The 15,996-nt window shown below is 67.3% G+C and carries 15 protein-coding genes; 8 read left to right on the forward strand and 7 right to left on the reverse strand.

Going from position 1 to position 15,996, the window contains the following annotated elements; genetic code table 11:
• Positions 1-28: 28 nt before the first annotated feature.
• Positions 29-1,900, forward strand: a complete 1,872-nt coding sequence (locus API01S_RS15465) for a tetratricopeptide repeat protein (protein WP_061305154.1) — start codon at positions 29-31, stop codon at positions 1,898-1,900.
• Here the strand turns inward: API01S_RS15465 and API01S_RS15470 are convergent.
• Both API01S_RS15470 and API01S_RS15475 read right to left on the reverse strand, forming a co-directional pair.
• A complete protein-coding gene (locus tag API01S_RS15470) occupies positions 1,893-2,654 on the reverse strand; it encodes an SDR family NAD(P)-dependent oxidoreductase (RefSeq protein ID WP_061305156.1) in 762 nt (253 codons plus the stop codon). The genes API01S_RS15465 and API01S_RS15470 overlap by 8 nt on opposite strands.
• Before the next feature lie 21 nt (positions 2,655-2,675).
• Positions 2,676-3,410 carry an SDR family oxidoreductase gene (locus tag API01S_RS15475; protein WP_050729371.1) on the reverse strand — a complete coding sequence of 245 codons (735 nt, stop codon included), beginning with the start codon at positions 3,408-3,410 and terminating at the stop codon, positions 2,676-2,678.
• Positions 3,411-3,618: 208 nt separating this feature from the next.
• On the opposite strand from API01S_RS15475, the gene API01S_RS15480 reads away from it, so the two are divergent.
• From API01S_RS15480 to API01S_RS15490, 3 genes are all read left to right on the forward strand, one after another.
• Complete coding sequence (locus tag API01S_RS15480; RefSeq protein ID WP_061305159.1) at positions 3,619-4,524, forward strand: AraC family transcriptional regulator; 906 nt, start codon at positions 3,619-3,621, stop codon at positions 4,522-4,524.
• Positions 4,525-4,632: 108 nt separating this feature from the next.
• On the forward strand, positions 4,633-5,130 hold the full coding sequence (locus API01S_RS15485) for an anti-virulence regulator CigR family protein (RefSeq protein WP_061305603.1): 498 nt from the start codon (positions 4,633-4,635) through the stop codon (positions 5,128-5,130).
• A gap of 73 nt (positions 5,131-5,203) precedes the next feature.
• Entirely contained in the window at positions 5,204-6,319 is a 1,116-nt protein-coding gene (locus tag API01S_RS15490) for an FUSC family protein (RefSeq protein WP_254598598.1), read from the forward strand.
• Here API01S_RS15490 and API01S_RS15495 read toward each other — a convergent pair.
• The 3 genes from API01S_RS15495 to API01S_RS15505 all read right to left on the reverse strand — a co-directional run bounded on the left by API01S_RS15495 (position 6,309) and on the right by API01S_RS15505 (position 11,148).
• Positions 6,309-8,441, reverse strand: coding sequence for a PIG-L family deacetylase (locus API01S_RS15495; protein WP_061305160.1), 2,133 nt, complete (start codon positions 8,439-8,441; stop codon positions 6,309-6,311). The genes API01S_RS15490 and API01S_RS15495 overlap by 11 nt on opposite strands.
• 177 nt (positions 8,442-8,618) lie before the next feature.
• Entirely contained in the window at positions 8,619-9,350 is a 732-nt protein-coding gene (locus tag API01S_RS15500) for a hypothetical protein (protein WP_061305162.1), read from the reverse strand.
• Positions 9,351-9,420: 70 nt separating this feature from the next.
• Positions 9,421-11,148, reverse strand: coding sequence for an alpha/beta hydrolase (locus API01S_RS15505; protein WP_050729366.1), 1,728 nt, complete (start codon positions 11,146-11,148; stop codon positions 9,421-9,423).
• A 217-nt stretch (positions 11,149-11,365) separates the two neighbouring features.
• On the opposite strand from API01S_RS15505, the gene API01S_RS15510 reads away from it, so the two are divergent.
• On the forward strand, positions 11,366-12,133 hold the full coding sequence (locus API01S_RS15510; RefSeq protein ID WP_006221447.1) for a class II aldolase/adducin family protein: 768 nt from the start codon (positions 11,366-11,368) through the stop codon (positions 12,131-12,133).
• A gap of 69 nt (positions 12,134-12,202) precedes the next feature.
• Positions 12,203-12,787, forward strand: coding sequence for a YceI family protein (locus API01S_RS15515; protein ID WP_006221446.1), 585 nt, complete (start codon positions 12,203-12,205; stop codon positions 12,785-12,787).
• 12 nt (positions 12,788-12,799) lie between these two features.
• On the opposite strand, the gene API01S_RS15520 is transcribed toward API01S_RS15515, so the two are convergent.
• A complete protein-coding gene (locus tag API01S_RS15520; RefSeq protein WP_006221445.1) occupies positions 12,800-13,246 on the reverse strand; it encodes an SRPBCC family protein in 447 nt (148 codons plus the stop codon).
• A 107-nt stretch (positions 13,247-13,353) separates the two neighbouring features.
• Entirely contained in the window at positions 13,354-13,863 is a 510-nt protein-coding gene (locus API01S_RS15525; protein ID WP_006221444.1) for a DUF1993 domain-containing protein, read from the reverse strand.
• A 213-nt stretch (positions 13,864-14,076) separates the two neighbouring features.
• Here API01S_RS15525 and API01S_RS15530 point away from each other — a divergent pair, with 213 nt between their 5' ends.
• Both API01S_RS15530 and API01S_RS15535 read left to right on the forward strand, forming a co-directional pair.
• The gene (locus API01S_RS15530; RefSeq protein ID WP_061305164.1) at positions 14,077-14,952 is read left to right on the forward strand and encodes an NAD(P)-dependent oxidoreductase; all 876 of its coding nucleotides are present in this window, start codon (positions 14,077-14,079) and stop codon (positions 14,950-14,952) included.
• A 59-nt stretch (positions 14,953-15,011) separates the two neighbouring features.
• Positions 15,012-15,977, forward strand: coding sequence for a Bug family tripartite tricarboxylate transporter substrate binding protein (locus tag API01S_RS15535; RefSeq protein WP_006221442.1), 966 nt, complete (start codon positions 15,012-15,014; stop codon positions 15,975-15,977).
• The last annotated feature ends 19 nt before the right edge of the window (positions 15,978-15,996 follow it).

Raw genomic sequence — 15,996 nt, forward strand, 5'->3', positions numbered from 1 at the left:
TTTGCGTGCTTGCCGTGGAGCAGATCGCTTGGGCCAGACTCCCCCTTTTGCCGACCCCCCGCTGACCGTGGCCGCTGCGCTGAACCAGGCGTACGCGCATTGGCAGGCCGGCCAGGCCGCGCCGGCCGAGCAGCTTTGCCTGCGCGTGCTGGGCGCGGTGCGGGACCAGCCCGATGCGCGCCATTTGCTGGGCCTGATCGCGCTTGCCTACGGCCGATTGGATCTGGCGGCCGATCATCTGCGCGCCGCATGCCGGTCGCCGCATGCGCCCGCCGCGTACCACAGCAACCTGGCCGAAGTCTTGCGGCGGCAAGGCTTGTTGGACGAGGCGCAGGAGGCGGCGCGACGCGCCGTGGCGCTGGACCCGCAGCAGGCTGAGGGCTGGAACAATCTGGGCATCATCCTGCAAGAGCAGAGGCAGTTGGAGGCCAGTCTGCAATGCCTGCGGCGCGTGGCCGCGCTGTTGCCGGATAGTCCGCAGGCGCACAACAACCTGGGCAACACCTGCAAGCAATTGGGCGATAACGCGCAGGCGCTTGAGCATTACCGCCGCGCGCTGGCCTTGGATCCCGATTACGCGCAGGCGCTCGCCAACCTGTCGGTCGCATTGTTCGATGAGGGCCGCTCCGACGAAGCGCTGACCGCCATCCGCCGCGCCATCGACATCGACCCCTTGATGCCGCAAGCGCACGAGCATCTGGCGCGCATCGAGCAAGCCGGTCAGGGGCGCGCCACTGTGTCCGAGGCCCAAGCTCGCGAGCATCAATCGATTCATCAGGAGGCGCAGGCGTTGCTGATCGCGATGCGCCATGCCGAGGCCGAAGCCTTGCTGCGAGGCGCGCTGGCGGCAGGCGAGGACACGCCGTTGCTGTGGCGGCTACTGGCGCAGGCCATCCGGCCGCTGGGCAAGGTTGGCGAAGCGCGCGCGATCCTTGAACGGGTCGTGCGCGCGATGCCCGGCGATGCCGAGGCGCGCTTCGACCTGGCCGAGCTGCTGCTGCTTGAAGGCGACTTCGAAGCCGGCTGGCGCGAATACCGTTGGCGCTATCACATGGCGCACACCGTCATGCGCGGTCGCCCTGTGCAAAAGCCGCGTTGGGATGGCCAGCCCATCGTCGGCAAGACGCTGCTGATCCACGATGAACAAGGCTACGGCGACACCTTCCAGTTCTTGCAGCTGGTGGCCTGGGCGCGGCAACGCAGCGGCGCGCGCGTCATTCTTGAAGTCAACGCGCAGTGTCATGCGCTGGCCGAACGCAGCGGCGGGTTCGATGTGATCATCCGCGAGGGCGACATACCTCCCGCGTTCGACGTGCATTGCGAATTGATGAGCTTGCCGCTGGCGCTGGGCCTGCGTCTGACTGACCTGCCGGCGCGCACCGCGTACCTGCGCGCGGACCCCGTGCGCGTCGCGCGATGGCGTGCGCGTCTGGCGGCGTTGCCGCGTCCGTGGGTCGGTCTGGTGTGGGCGGGTCGGCCCGACCATCCCAATGATGCGCAGCGATCGTTGGCGTTGTCCGATCTGGCGCCGCTGGCGCAAGCCGGCATCACGTTCATCAGCTTGCAGAAAGGCGAGGCGGCGGCGCAGGCCGATGCCCCGCCCGAGGGCTTGTTGCTGGCGCCCGTCAGCCAGGACATCCAGGACTTCGACGACACCGCCGCGCTGATCAGCCTGCTGGACGTGCTGGTGTCGGTGGACTCAGCGCCCGCTCATCTGGCCGGCGCGCTGGGCTGCCCGGTGTGGGTGCTGCTGCCGTTCGCGCCGGATTGGAGATGGTTGCAGCAGCGCACCGACACGCCGTGGTATCCGTCGATGCGCCTGTTTCGCCAACCCCGCCCGCACGCATGGGGGCCGGTGCTGCAAGACGTGGCCGCCGCGCTGCGCCTGCTGCCTACCTGAGCGCGACGCTCATGCCGCCATCGGCCATCACGACCGCGCCGACGATATAGCTGGCCTTGTCCGAGGCCAGGAAGGCGATGACCTCGGCGATTTCACGCGGGTCGGCCGCGCGCTTGATCGGCGCGTTCTTGCCGTGCTCGGCCAGAAACGCCGGCCCGTCCGCATGCAGATGATTGGTGATGTTGGTCACCGCGTCGCCCGAGCCCACGGCGTTCACGCGGATGCCGTGGTCGATGGCCTCCAATGACATGGCGCGGGTCAGCTGCGCCAGCGCGCCTTTGGACGCGGCATAGGCGGCTATCGTGGGAAAGGCCTGATAGCAGGCGTATGAACCCACGTTGACGATGGCGCCGGACTGGTTCGGCATCATCGCGCGCAGCGCTTCGCGCGAGAACAGGAATGCGCCGGTGGCGTTCACGGCCTGGATGCCGTTCCAGTCGTCAAGGCTCATGTCGATGACGGGCTTGTTGATGATGATGCCCGCGTTGTTCACCAGGATGTCCAGCTTGCCGAATTGTTCGAGGGCGGTGGACACGGCCTGCGCCGCGCTGGCTTCAAGCGCCACATCGGCCACAAGCGGGACGATGCCCGGCCGCGCCAGCGCCTGCACGTTTGCGCCACGGTCCACGGCGACGACGCGCGCGCCTTGCGCGTGCAGCAGTTCGGTGGTGGCCAGCCCGATGCCGCTGGCCGCGCCGGTCACGATGGCGACCTTGCCGGAAGACGCGTGGGAGTCAGAGGGAAGAACAGTCATGGTCGGGTTCCGTCAAGCAGATCAATAGGGGCTGGCGGTGGGACGCAACACGATTTCGCTGACGTCCACATCGGCCGGTTGTTCGATGGCGTAGGCCACGGCGCGCGCGATGGCGTCGGGCGTCAACGCGATGCGGCGGAAGGCATGCATGGCCTCGCGCGCGGTGTCGTCGGTGATGGAATCGGCCAGTTCCGACTCGACCACGCCGGGGCAGATCACCGTGACGCGGATGCGGTCGGATTCCTGCCGCAGTCCGTCCGAGATGGCGCGCACCGCGTACTTGGTGGCGCAGTACACGGCGGCGGTGGGCGACACCGACAGTCCGCCGATCGAAGAAATATTGATGACCTGGCCGTATCCCTGCGCCTCCATCGTCGGCAGCACGGCGGCGATGCCATGCAACACGCCTCGGATGTTCACGTCGATCATGCGGTTCCATTCATCGACCTTCACGGCGCGCAGCGGCGACAGCGGCATGACGCCCGCGTTGTTGACGATGACGTCGATCTTTCCGTAACGCTCCAGGGCGAATCCGGCGAAGGCGTTGACGCTGTCGGCCGAGGTCACGTCCAGCACCTGGTAGCTGACCGCGCCGCCACCGGCCAGCAGCTCGGCGGCCAGCGCCGCAAGGCGGTCGGCCCGGCGCGCGCCGATGACCAGGCGATGGCCCTGCGCGGCCAGCAGGCGCACCGTGGCTTCGCCGATGCCGCTGCTGGCGCCCGTGACCAGCACGACCTTCGATTGCGTGTTGTCCATCTGCAAATCTCCTGTGGTTGAACAATAGAAACGCGTTGATGAAATCTTAGGTTTGGGCTGCTGGCGGGCGAATACCCGTAACGATGGCGGTCTTGCCTATTCCTATCGAATGGGTGTTTTGCAAGCCGGGCAGGGCGGTAGAATCGCAGCCACCCGCCCCGTCAAAGGAAGCTCCGTGCATACCGATAGGAATTCGGCGTCGACAACAATGGCGAGCCTGCTCGAACGGCTGGCCCCGAACGAGGGCTACACCCAGTCGGCGCTGGAAGGCGTGCGCTTCATGCGCTCGAACCGGCCGCTGGGCCGCACGCCCGTGCTGTACGAGCCGGGCATCGTGATCGTGTGCCAGGGGCGCAAGGTGGGCTTTTTGGGCGACGAGGTCTATGTGTACGACGCGCAGCACTATCTGGTGCTGTCCGTGCCCTTGCCTTTTTCGACGGAAACCGAAGCCAGCGAAGCCGAGCCCATGCTGGCGGTATCGGTGGGGCTGGACCCGACCGAGCTGACCGAACTCATCCTGGCCATGGACGACGCGCCACCCGCCCACACCGCGCCGCTGGGCATCGTGTCCACGCCGCTCGATGCCGATCTGTCCGACGCCACGCTGCGCCTGTTGCGTGCGCTATGTACGCCCGTGGAGGCGCGCGTGCTGGGGCCGTCGCTGCGGCGCGAGATCCTCTTTCGGGTGCTGTCCGGCACGCAGGGCGAGGCCGTGCGCGCCGCGCTGGTGCATCAGGGGCGCTTTGGCCGGGTGGCGCGCGCGCTGCGCCGGATCCACGCCGATTTTTCGCAGCCGCTGGACGTCGGCAGCCTGGCGCACGAAGCCGGCATGAGCGTGCCCGCCTTTCATGCCAACTTCCGCATGGTGACGCAGACTTCACCCATCCAGTACATCAAGTCGACGCGACTGCATCAGGCACGCTTGATGATGATCCGCGACGGGCTGACGGCGGCGTCGGCGTCGGCACGGGTGGGGTACGAAAGCCCGTCGCAGTTTTCCCGCGAATTCAAGCGCTTTTTCGGCCGCACGCCCGTGGACGAGGCTCGTGACATGCGCGCCTCGTTCGCGTTGTCGCCCGCCGCGTCGCTGGCCGATTATTCCGGGCCGCACTGAACGCACAGAGATCGGTTACAGCTGCATCCAGCCTGACACACGATGTGCTCCCGTTTTGACGGGCGCGGAAGTACAACGGCGATGTTGCTGATACTTCTGGAGCCTTTCATGCGTACTACCTGTCGCCTGCTGACCCTTGCCTTGTGCCTGTCCGTGGGGGCGCCCGCGCTGGCCGCACCGCCCGAGGGCAAGGGCAAGCCCGATAAATCGGATCAAGGCCAAGGGCAGGGCCAAGGACAGGGCAAAGGCAAAGGTCAGGGGCAGGGAAATTCTGCCGACAAGAACGGCAAGTCGAACGGCGGCAATGGCAAGAACGATGGTGGCGATGTGCTTCGGAGCGCCGGCATCTCGGTCTCGACCGCGCGCGGCTACGCCACGGAATATCACGTCACCGGCTATGCGCCGCTGCCGCCGGGCATCCGCAAGAACCTGGCGCGCGGCAAACCGCTGCCGCCGGGAATCGCCAAGAAGATGGTGCCCGGGCCCATGCTGGCCAGGCTGCCCGTCTATCCCGGCTATGAATGGCGCGTCGCCGGATCGGATCTGGTTCTGGTGGCCATCGCCACGGCCGTCGTTGCGGACATTCTGGTCAACGTCTTTGATTGAACGCCGGGCATGAGGTTTGCTGGCGCATCGGGCTTCGGTATCTCCTTTCGATGCGCCAGCTTCTGTTTCATACGTGCCTACTCACACCAAGCTTCAACGTTTCTGCCTGACCTCCCGGTTGCTCAACACCACGGCTTACTGCCGCGCCCTGATGGCGGAGGATTTGTTTCGCCTGCCCTTGCAAACCATCGCCGCCGTATTGATGGCCTTCGTGTGGATGCGATGGCACGACATGCGCGAGATCGCCTGGGGCGCGTTTTCCGCCTTGTTCGTGGTGCGCGCCAGTGTCGAAGGCACCGTGGGCGAAGCGTCTGCCCGGGTCGTGGGGGCGTTGCTGGGCGTGGTGCTTGGCGTGTCGCTGGTGCTGGCGGCGGACGTGGCGGGCGCGAGCCCCCTCTGGAGCATCGCGGCGGGTGTGGGCGGCGCGGCCTATCTGTCGATACGCTGGACCATGTTGAGCTACAGCCTGGTGACCGTCACCATCCTGACCGTCACGCCTGACGGCGACATCCTGGGCGGCGCCTTGAATAAAACCCTGGCCATTGCGGTCGGGTCCGCGTCGGGCATCCTGGCCGCGCTGGCGGTGTTGCCGCTATCGGCGCGGCGCAGCGCGCGCCAGAATCTGGCCGCGTCCATCGATGCCTATGGCGACATGCTGGTCGATTGGGCGGCGGCGTTCAATGAAGGGCGTCAGCGCCCGCGCCTGCACGAACGGCCGATCATGGAACGGGCGCGATGGCGCGCGCGCGACATGGCGACGCAGGCTTGCGCGTTTCCGCTGGACAGGCTGACTTCGCGCCTGTCGGTCTATCAGCTGCATGAACGTATCGAGGGCTTGTGGCGCACCGCGCCCATCATGGAACGCGCCGGCAGCTTTGTGTTGTCGGAGCGCACCTGCCATGACCTGGGGCCGGCGTTGCACGCGGTGGCGGCGGCGCTCAAGCAGCAGATCGGCTGCCTGGCCAGCGCCTTGGGAGACGAGGAATTCACGCAGTCCTGCCGCGTGCCGGACGCGGCGATCCAAGCGCTGGATGACGCGATCGAGGCGGCGCTGTGCTGCCCCGATTGCGACGCCACGGAACGGCAGGCCATCGGCGTGATCCGCTGGATCTGGCAGGAAGTGGCCAGGGAAGTGGAAGACCTGGCCGGCTACCTGTTGGAAGGGCGCGTAGGCGCCGTTACTGCGTGACGGTGGTGGCGGGCGCGGGAGTTGCCGCCGTCGTGGTGGTGGGCGTGGCCGAACGCGAGGTCTGCGCCGGCATGCGTTCCACCGTCAACGCGCCGGGGTCGTTGGCCGCGGGGCGCACTACCACCGTGTTGGTGGCGGCGGGCGTGCCCAGGTTGGGCAGGTCGGCCGGGCGCGCCGTCGCCATGTTGGCGAAGGGGCCGCCGCCGTTGCCCGGCACGCCGTCCAGCGTCAGGCGGTCGGCCCACACGCCATTGCGGCGCGACAGCACCTGATAGCGCTGGGGGCCGCCCGCGCTGCGGGCCACGATGTACACCGCGCCGTCGATGACGTTGAGCGCCGGGGGCGAGGCGGCGTCGGCGTCCAGCCGCGTGGGCTTGCCATGTTCCACCAGCCACAGCGGGCCGCCCGAGCGTTCCAGCAGCGCCAGGAGCACATTGCCCTGGGCGTCGGCGTGGATGGCGGGGCGGCCGATGAAGGGCACGCCCAGGTCGGTCGGCGCGCTCCAGTCCATGTCCAGGTCGGTGGTGTCGCCGGCTTCGATCAGCTTGGTCAGATGATTGTTGCCGCGTTGGCGGAAATACAGTTCGACGCGGTCCTCATGATTGCGGATGGCGGCCAGGCCCCCGGCCGCGACCGGCGCGGGCACGTGCCGCCACGCTTGCCATTCGGGCCGCTTGCCCTTGGCGGCGGGCAATTGGCGGGTGTAGTAAAGCTTGCCTTCGGCGGTGTTGGCGAAGATGACGTAGCGCCCGTCCGACCCGCGCGCGACAGCCGGTGCGCCCGTGGCGCCGTCCAGCGCGGGCAGGTCCTGCCAGGGGCTCCAACTGCCGTCGATGCCTGATGGCGCGATCCAGTGCAGCAGGCCGTCGTAGCCCAGCGCCACGGCGGCGGCCTCGCCACGCGGGGCCACGGCGGGGATCTGCGTCACGCGCAGCCCGCCCAGCGCCTGCCAGCCCTGCCAGGTGCCGTCGTGGCGTTGCTTGTTGGCCCAGACGCCGCCCAGCGGATCGCGCGCCATCAGGCCCGCCGTGCCGTCGGCATGCGTGAATGAAACCAGCGGACCGGTGGTGCGTCCGCCCAGGCTTTGCCAGCGGCGTTGGGCCGAGTCCCAGCGATTGACGGCGGCGTTGGTCTCGCCAGCGGCAAAGACCACCAGGCCGCCGCGCCCGTCCGGGTAGAGCTGCGGCGCGATGTCCTGGCGCGAGACGTAGTAGGCGCGCTGCACCCAGGCGGCGGCGGGGCCGGCCGGTTCCTTGCAGCCCGTGGGGCCGGCGCAATAGTGGTAGTCGTTCCAGGCGTAGTGCTGGAAGATCACCGACTTGCTGGCGATTTCGGATTCGGTCAGGTTGGTCGCGCGTTCCTGGCTGGGGTAGTCGATGTAGCCGGTTTCGGCGTAGTTGCCGGGCACGCGCAACATGGCTTCGCGCGCCAGCCGCGCGCTGGCGATGTGGTCCGGATGGCCGTGGCCGGCGCAGCGCCAGCACAGTTGCGTGTACGGCACGGTGATGGTGTCGTCCAGATGGCGCACGGTGGTCGGGCCATATTGGCGGATCAATTCGGCCAGCGTGTCGATCAGCTGTTCGCGCGTGTAGGTCTCGGGGTAGGGGCCGAGCGTATCGACGCTTTGGCCCGGCTCGGATTCCGTGCGGCTCAGGGGAGTCAGGCTGCCCCAGCCCTTGCCCAGCCAGGGGTCCTTCAGGCGCATGTGCCACAGTTGCACGCGCGGGTTGTCCTGCAAGGTGAAGCGCGCGATCTGGCGGCCCGCGGCGATGCCGGCATCGGCTTTCCAGACGTCGGGCTTGTGCGCCATGTAGGCGTAGGCGGCGCGCACGCCGCGCTCGCGGCCCAGCATGTAGGTTTCGCCTTCCCCGGCGTCGCTGGCCGTCAGGTAGATCACGCGCACGCAGCCGCCCGCTTCCACGTTCGAGGCAATGTCCGGATTCATGAACAGCAGGTCGTCGTCCAGGTGCGCGACGAACGCCAGGTCCTTGATGCCGTGGCACTGCGCCAGCGTGGGCGGGGCGGCCGATGCGGGGGCGGTGATCAATGTGGCGGCCAAAGCGGCGGCCGTGCAGCAAAGCGCCCGGCGTAGCGGGCGCAGCATGTCCATCAAAGCGGGCATAGAAGGGCGCGACCGGGGCCGCGCGGCAAGAAACTTAGGGTTGAAAAAATGCTTGGGAAAAGTATACCGGCGCATGTCCACGCATCCATGGCAGCCTGCGTACAGAGTGTTGGAGAGGGTGTCAGACTGCAATGCCGGGTCAGCCAGCGGTCGATACGTCACCGAATCGTGAGCGGTTCAGGGCGGCGCTGCCGGAGGCGCGCCGCCGATGAACCGTCCCCATTCCGGGTCCAGCTCCGCCGGCGCGCCATTCACCCAGACCGCTTCGTCCTCCAGTCCTCGCGCCGCGTCGGGGGCCACATCGAAGACGATGCCCAGCCTGTGCGCCACGGCGGGGGTTTCGATGGGTAATTCCCAGGTCAGGAACCATTGCATGAGGTCGTGCCCGTCGGGAAAGTCCTGGGGGTCGAAGCGGACGCCGCCGCGCGGCACGACGGCGTGCGGCTGGCAGGTATCGAAGACGATGGCGGTGCCGCGTTTGAGCGGAATGCGATGCCCGGACAGCGGGAAATGCACGTCCAACCCTTTGTCTTCGCTAAGGAAAAGGTTGCAAAATGCCGCGCCGCCGTACTGTCCCCCATCATGGTGATAACGCGCGCCCCGACACGCCATCAGCGCCATGTCGCTGCTCGCCAGGACGTCTTGCAGGCCCTCGCCGCGTGCCCAGGCTTCGATCGCGCGGACGCAGAGCCGATAGTCGGGCCAGCGGCGTTGCGCGCGGGCCAGCGGCAGCGGCTCGACGTCGCCGGCCTCCAGCATCAGGCGGGTGCGGGCTTCGCGTTGCCAGTCGGCGATGACGTGAGCGCCCGGCGCGGGGATGTCCAGGGTGGCGGTCAGCACGGTGGCGCTGACGCTGCGGCTGCGGATGGCCTCGCCGCTGAAGTAATAGGAAGTCAGCACGTCGGGCATGAGCGGCCTTTGCCGGGTGGGGGGCGGCGCAGGCGCGGCTGGACCAAGGGCGATGATGCCGGCATCCGCCTCAGCCTCCGCGATGCTCGTAAGCCGCGTGCGCGTTGTCGCCATCGGCCAAGGCCGCGTGGGCGCGATCCAGCAGATGTTGCTTCAGACGCGCCAGCGCATCCGGCGTCCAGCCCGTCGCGCCCGTCACCGCCAGCCAGGCGTCCACGTAGTGCTGCGGCGCGTAGACGTGGCCATAGCCCAGCGGCGTGTCGGTGCTGACCGACATGTCCAGCGCCAGTTGCAGCATGGTCACCACGGGCACCCAGCGCAGTTGGGGCGACACGTCGGGGCCGTAGGGCGGGTCCATCCAGGCGGGGCGGCGGTACAGGTCTCGGAAGTCGAAGAAGGTGATGGCGTCGCTGGCGTATTGCAGGAACACGATGCGCATCGGCCCCCACGGCGCGTCGGCGGGCACGGGCGAACCCTGTTGATTCATGAAGCGCACGAACGCGCCGTCGCGCAGCTCGGGCCGCCACGCGGGCGAGCCGGGGTTGCGCGCGTCGGTAATGGCGCGCCACACGCGGCTTTCAAACGGCGGGCCGCTCCAGAGCGCGCCCTGGATGGGGTCGCCGATCATCTCGAACAGCTCGGCCGAACGCGCCGAATTCATCGCGCCCAGGCTCAGTCCGTGCAGGTACAGCTTGGGCCGCTTGTCCTTGGGCAGCGTGGTCCAGTAGCCGTAGACCTCGACGAACAACGCGCGCGCGGCCTCCGAGCCGTATTCCGGTTGGGCCAGCAGGGACAGCGGGCTGGACAGGTAGGAATACTGCAAGCCCACGCTGGCGACGTCGCCATGCAGCAGGTACTCCAGCGCGTCCATCGCGGCGGGGTCGATCCAGCCGGTGCCGGTGGGCGTCACCACGACCAGCGTGGACCGGTCAAACGCGCCCACGCGTTTCATTTCGGCCAGCGCCAGCTTGGCGCGGGCGGCGGGCGTGTCCGCGCCGGGCAGGCCGACGTAGACGCGGATCGGCTCCAGGGCGTCCTGCCCCGTCTGCGCGCGGATGTCGGCGGCGCTGGCGCCCGACGCAATGAATTCGCGGCCGGCCCGGCCCAGTTGCTGCCACGCGATCAGCGAATCGGGGCCGCCCGTCTTGTTGGACGCGGTGGGACGCGGCCGTTCCGGTTCCAGCAGCGCATCGTATTCACGGAACGAGGCGTCCAGCACATGCAGCGCCGCGCGAAAGAAGACGTTGTTGGCCAGCGACCAGAAGATCAGGATGGCGATGGCCGCGCCCGTCACGTTGGCGACCCGGCGCGGCACCACGCGGCGCACGCGCACCGCCACAAAGCGCGTGACCAGCTTGAACAGCCGGCCCAGCGCCAGCAGCACGGCGAAGGTGGCCAGCGCGGTGATGCAGACCTTGAAGGGATGCGCGCTGGGCACGGGCGGCATCTGCATGAGCGCGCGGATGGTGTTCTGCCAATCGGCCGCGCGCCACAGGAAGGCCAGCAGCACGGCCGCGCAGATCAGCGTGATCGCGCCGTTCACGATGCGCGCCGTGCGCCCCTGGGGTTCGGGCAGTTCCAGGTAGGCCCATAGCCAATGCCACAACACGCCCAGCCCATACCCGGCCGCCAGGCAGGCGCCGCCCAGCACGCCCTGGGTCACATAAGTGCGGGGCACGAGCGTGGGGGTGAGCGAGGCCGCGAAGAACAGCGTGCCCAACAGCAGGCCCACGCCAGACAGCGATTCCAGGTGCGACTGAAAGAAGGCTGGGAGGCGGCGGTGGGGGCCTTGCGGCATTGTGGGGTCTCCGTGGGGGCGGCCCCTATTATGCAAGCGGAACCGGGGCCGGGGATTGACCGGCAGCGCGCTGGGGGCAAAATTGTTTTCATCAGACGGACGGCGATGCACCTGGCGATGCCGGATCGGTTTAAAACCAATACAGTGTTCGGCGGGCCGGCGGCGTCAGCGCCCAGGGGCCCTTCGTACGGAACTCATCAATAACACTGGAGACGGGATGGACACGGTAAGCAAGCAGGGCGCCAGCGTGCGCGAACAGGTCAGCGCAACGGAATGGCAGGTCCGCACCGACCTGGCGGCCCTGTACCGGCTGGTGGCGCTATTTGGCTGGGACGATCTGATCTTCACGCACATCACCGCCAAGGTGCCCGGCACCGAACATTTCCTGATCAATCCCTACGGCATGATGTTCGACGAGATCACGGCGTCCAGCCTGGTCAAGATCGACCTGCACGGCAACAAGGTGATGGATTCGGAATACGACATCAACCCGGCCGGCTTCACCATCCATAGCTGTATCCATGCCGCGCGCAAGGACGCCATGTGCGTGCTGCACACGCACTCGATCAACGGCGTGGCGGTGTCGGCGCAAAAGGATGGTCTGCTGCCGCTGTCGCAGTTCGCGTTCATTGCGCTGCGGTCCCTGAGCTATCACGACTACGAGGGCCTGGCGCTGAATCCCGAAGAGCAGCCGCGCCTGGTGCACGACCTGGGTAGCAACAACTACCTGATCCTGCGCAATCACGGCCTGCTGACTGTTGGCCAGACGATGGCCGAAGCCTTCCAGGCTATGCACCGGCTGGAAGCCGCCTGCATGGCGCAGGTGCGCGCGCAGGCGGGGGGCGGCGAATTGATCTACATCCCGCCCGAGGTGCTGGCGCGCGCCGCCGTCGAATCCCCGGCCGACCGGGCCTACAAGGCCTCGCTGGCCTGGCCGGGCCTGCTGCGCCGGCTGGATCGACGGAACCCGGGCTACGCCGAATAGGTCTGTCTGTGTTGCGCCGCGCAAGGGCCATCCGCCCGCGCGCGGCTTACTCACCCACAAGGAGCCTTGATGAAGCTGATTCCGACCCTGCTGCTGGGCGCTAGCGCGCTGGCCGTTGCCGTGCCCGCCATCGCCGAGCCCGTGACCTACGACATCGATCCTTCGCACACCTACCCCAGCTTCGAGGCCGACCACTTCGGCGGCCTGTCCACCTGGCGCGGAAAATTCAACAAGTCCCAAGGCGTGGTGGTGCTGGACCGCCAGGCGCGCACCGGCACCGTCGAGGTCACCGTGGACATCAACTCGGTGGACTTCGGCCATGACGAGATGAACAAGCACGCGCTGGCGCCCGACATCTTCGATGCGGCGCGTTATCCCACGGCCACCTTCAAGGGCACGTTCACCAAGTTCGACGGCGACCGCCCGGAAGAAGCCACCGGCGACCTCACGCTGCGTGGCGTGACGCGCCGGGTCAAGCTGGACATCGACGACTTCAAATGCATCCAGCACCCCATGGAAAAGCGCGAGGTCTGCGGCGCGGACGTGTCCACCGAATTCAACCGCAAGGATTTCGGGCTGGACGTCGGCCTGGACATGGGCTTCAAGCCCGAAGTGGAATTGAAGATCCAGGTGGAAGCAGGGCGTCGAAGCTGACGCCCGCATCGGCTATTCGGTCACTTCCGGTTCCACCAGCCGGGCCAGTTGCAGCAGCGATTCCTGCCAGCCCAGGTAGCACATCTCGGTCGGGATCGCGGCGGGGATGCCGCGTTGCTCGATGGTGATTTCGGTGCCGCACATCACCTTGCGCAACTGGATCGTGGTGATCATCTCGCCCGGCATGTTCGGGTCGTCGAAGCGATCCGAGTAGCGCAGCTTTTCGCCAGGGACCAGTTCCAGGTATTCGCCGCCGAAGGCGTGGATCTGGCCCGATCCAAAATTGCGGAACGACATTCGGTACTTGCCGCCGACCTTGGCGTCCAGCTCGTGCACCTGGCAGGTAAAGCCGTAGGGGGGCAGCCATTTGGCGACGGCGTCGGCCTCCAGGAAGGCGCGGTAGATGCGGTCGGGGGAGGCGCGCAGGACGCGATGGAAATTCACGGTGCCGGTAGTCATGGTGTATCCGCCTTGTGAGGTGAGTGGGTCGTACTGATACGACGAACCGGCAGTGCGCAGATCGACAAAGGGCGGATCAGGGGAAACCCTGATCCGCCCTGTCTTTATCAGTACGCGCCCATGTAGTCGCGCTTGCCGACTTCGATGCCATTGTGGCGCAGGATCGCGTAGGCCGTGGTGACGTGGAAGAAGAATTGCGGCAGGCCGTAGTGCAGCAGGTAGGCGCTGCCCGACAGCTTCTTTTCCTTGGGCGTGCCCGGACGCAGCACGATTTCTAGCGAGGCGCTGTTTTCAAACTGCTGCGGCGTGAATGCGCCGACGTGCGCCAGCGTCTTGGCGATCAGCGCTTGCAGGTCGGCGAAGGTGGCTTCGCCTTCGGGCCAGGACGGCACTTCGGCGCCGGCCAGGCGCGACGAGATGCCCTTGGCGAAATCGGTAGCGATCTGCACCTGGCGCGACAGCGGGAACATGTCCGGGTACAGGCGGGCGCCCAGATAGGCGGACGCGTCGATGTTCTTGGCGGTGGCGTGCGCCTCGGCCTTCTTCAGCACGTCCGACAGGGCGGACAGCATCTGCTTGATAACGGGAACGGAGGCGTCGTACATGGGATTGGTCATGAGGGGCTCGCTGGTATGAGGGTAGGCGGGCGCGGAAGAAACATCCCGCGCGGCTGCGGCAAGACTACCAGCAATTGATGGCGATCGGTCTGGACCCTGTTTTGTACTTTTAATGTATCTGAATCCTGCGAAAGCTCGGGTTTGTACGGGGTATATCTGGCCTTTTTTCTTGCGCTATAACGCTGCATGTATTTTTTATGTATTTAGGCGCAAATGAAAATCGCATTATTGGGTTGTGGGGAAGTGGGTCACTGCTATGCCGAGGCGTGGCGGGCGGGCGGTCACCAGATCGTGGGCATCTGCGAATTGCGCGACGATGCGCCGATGCAGGCGCGGGCCCAGGCGCACGGCGCGGCGCTGCACGCCAAACCGGGCGCCTGGCTTCAGGAAGCGGATCTCGTCGTCTCCGCCGTGTTCGGCCATGCGGCGCTTGACGTCGCCACGGCGGCGCTGCCGCACATGCGCAAGGACGCGGCCTATGCCGACCTGACCACCGCCAGCTCGGGAGACATGCGCGCGGCGTCCGAGGTCGCTGCGCAGCACGGCCTGCCGTTCACCGACGTGGCCATCATGGGCGCCATCGCGCTGCTGGGCGCGCGCACGCCGCTCCTGTGCGCCGGCACCGGCGCGGTGGCGGTGGCCGAGTTCACGTCCGGCTGCGGCGCGCCCGCGCAAGCCATCGAAGGCGAAGCCGGCGACGCCGTCCGCCTGAAATTGCTGCGCAGCATCCTGACCAAGGGCATGGAGAGCCTGGCCGTCGAATGCCTGGTCGCCGCCGAAAGCATGGGCCTGCGCGCCTCGCTTTACGAAGTGCTGTCCGACATGGACCGCACGCCGCTCACCACCTTCGTCGATTCCTTCGTGCGCTCGCACGTGCTGCATGCGCCGCGCCGTCTGGCCGAGGTGCGCGAGGCCCGCGAACAACTGGTCGAAGCCGGCTTGCAGCCGCTGGTGCTGGACGGTGTGGAACGCCTGTTCGCGCGCACGACCCAGGGCATTGAAGCCGCCCGTGCGACCGGCACGTTCGAACTGCCTGATTCCGTCGAGGCCCGGTTGGCCTGGCTGACGCCGCTGGCGCGGCAATCCTGATTTCGGCAAGTGGCCCCGCAGAGGGCCGCACGCATCATCAACATCAAGAGAGGAAGACAATGAAGTCCCTGAAAAAACTGCTGCTGGCAGCAATGCTCGCGTCGTCGGCCACCGCCGGCGCCGCCGATATGGGCACGGGCCCGATCACGCTGATCTCGCCCTTTCCGCCCGGTGGCGGCACCGACACGCTGACCCGCATGATCGGCTCGGCCATCGCCCAGGACACGGGCTGGAACATCGTCGTGGAAAACAAGCCGGGCGCAGGCGGCAACCTGGCGCTGGACGCCACGGCGCGCGCCAAGCCGGACGGCCACACGCTGGTGATGGCGCAGACCGACAACATCGTGCTGAACCCGTGGCTCTACAACAAACTCAGCTACGACACCTTCAAGGACTTCAAGCCCGTGGGCCTGGTGGCCTCATCGCCCAGCGTGTTCGTGGTGGTGCCCGAGTCGCCCTACAAGACGCTGGACGACGTGGTGAAGGCGGCCAAGGCGCGTCCTGGCCAAGTGTCGTTGGGCATCCCCGGCATCGGCGGCAGCGGCGATCTGATCGGCCACTTGTGGCGCAAGGCGGCGGGCATGGAACTGATGCACGTGCCGTATCGCGGCTGGTCGCAGGCGTTCCCGGATCTGGCCAGCGGCCGCATCGACCTCTACACCGGCTCGGTCGCCTCGTTGCTGCCGCAGATCCGGGGCGGCAAGGTGCGCGCGCTGGCGGTGGTCGCGGACACGCGTTCGCCGGCCTTGCCGGACGTGCCGACCTTTGCCGAAAGCGGTTTCAAGACCATCAACCAGACCATCTGGTGGGGGCTGATGGCGCCGGGCAAGACGCCGGACGACGTGATCGCCACGTTGAACAAGGCCTTGAACGCGTCGCAGGCCAAGCCGGACGTGGTGAAGAAGCTTGAAGACTCCGGCTACAGCGTCATGTCGGGCACGCCCGCCGACCTGGGCAAGCGCCATCGCGCCGACCACGACATCTTCGGCAAGGTCGTGCAGGAAGCCGGTATCCCCAAACAGTAAGCGCCCGGATCGAGCGCAA

This window comes from Achromobacter piechaudii NBRC 102461 (assembly GCF_001571245.1).
GTDB lineage: Bacteria > Pseudomonadota > Gammaproteobacteria > Burkholderiales > Burkholderiaceae_B > Achromobacter > Achromobacter piechaudii.

Coding starts and splice junctions, on each gene's coding strand:
- API01S_RS15535 (WP_006221442.1), top strand. CDS start 15,012: ATGAAGTCCCTGAAAAAACTGCTGCTGGCAGCAATGCTCGCGTCGTCG.
- API01S_RS15520 (WP_006221445.1), bottom strand. CDS start 13,246: ATGACTACCGGCACCGTGAATTTCCATCGCGTCCTGCGCGCCTCCCCC.
- API01S_RS15515 (WP_006221446.1), top strand. CDS start 12,203: ATGAAGCTGATTCCGACCCTGCTGCTGGGCGCTAGCGCGCTGGCCGTT.
- API01S_RS15525 (WP_006221444.1), bottom strand. CDS start 13,863: ATGACCAATCCCATGTACGACGCCTCCGTTCCCGTTATCAAGCAGATG.
- API01S_RS15505 (WP_050729366.1), bottom strand. CDS start 11,148: ATGCCGCAAGGCCCCCACCGCCGCCTCCCAGCCTTCTTTCAGTCGCAC.
- API01S_RS15485 (WP_061305603.1), top strand. CDS start 4,633: ATGCGTACTACCTGTCGCCTGCTGACCCTTGCCTTGTGCCTGTCCGTG.
- API01S_RS15470 (WP_061305156.1), bottom strand. CDS start 2,654: ATGACTGTTCTTCCCTCTGACTCCCACGCGTCTTCCGGCAAGGTCGCC.
- API01S_RS15495 (WP_061305160.1), bottom strand. CDS start 8,441: ATGCCCGCTTTGATGGACATGCTGCGCCCGCTACGCCGGGCGCTTTGC.
- API01S_RS15530 (WP_061305164.1), top strand. CDS start 14,077: ATGAAAATCGCATTATTGGGTTGTGGGGAAGTGGGTCACTGCTATGCC.
- API01S_RS15500 (WP_061305162.1), bottom strand. CDS start 9,350: ATGCCCGACGTGCTGACTTCCTATTACTTCAGCGGCGAGGCCATCCGC.
- API01S_RS15475 (WP_050729371.1), bottom strand. CDS start 3,410: ATGGACAACACGCAATCGAAGGTCGTGCTGGTCACGGGCGCCAGCAGC.
- API01S_RS15480 (WP_061305159.1), top strand. CDS start 3,619: ATGGCGAGCCTGCTCGAACGGCTGGCCCCGAACGAGGGCTACACCCAG.
- API01S_RS15510 (WP_006221447.1), top strand. CDS start 11,366: ATGGACACGGTAAGCAAGCAGGGCGCCAGCGTGCGCGAACAGGTCAGC.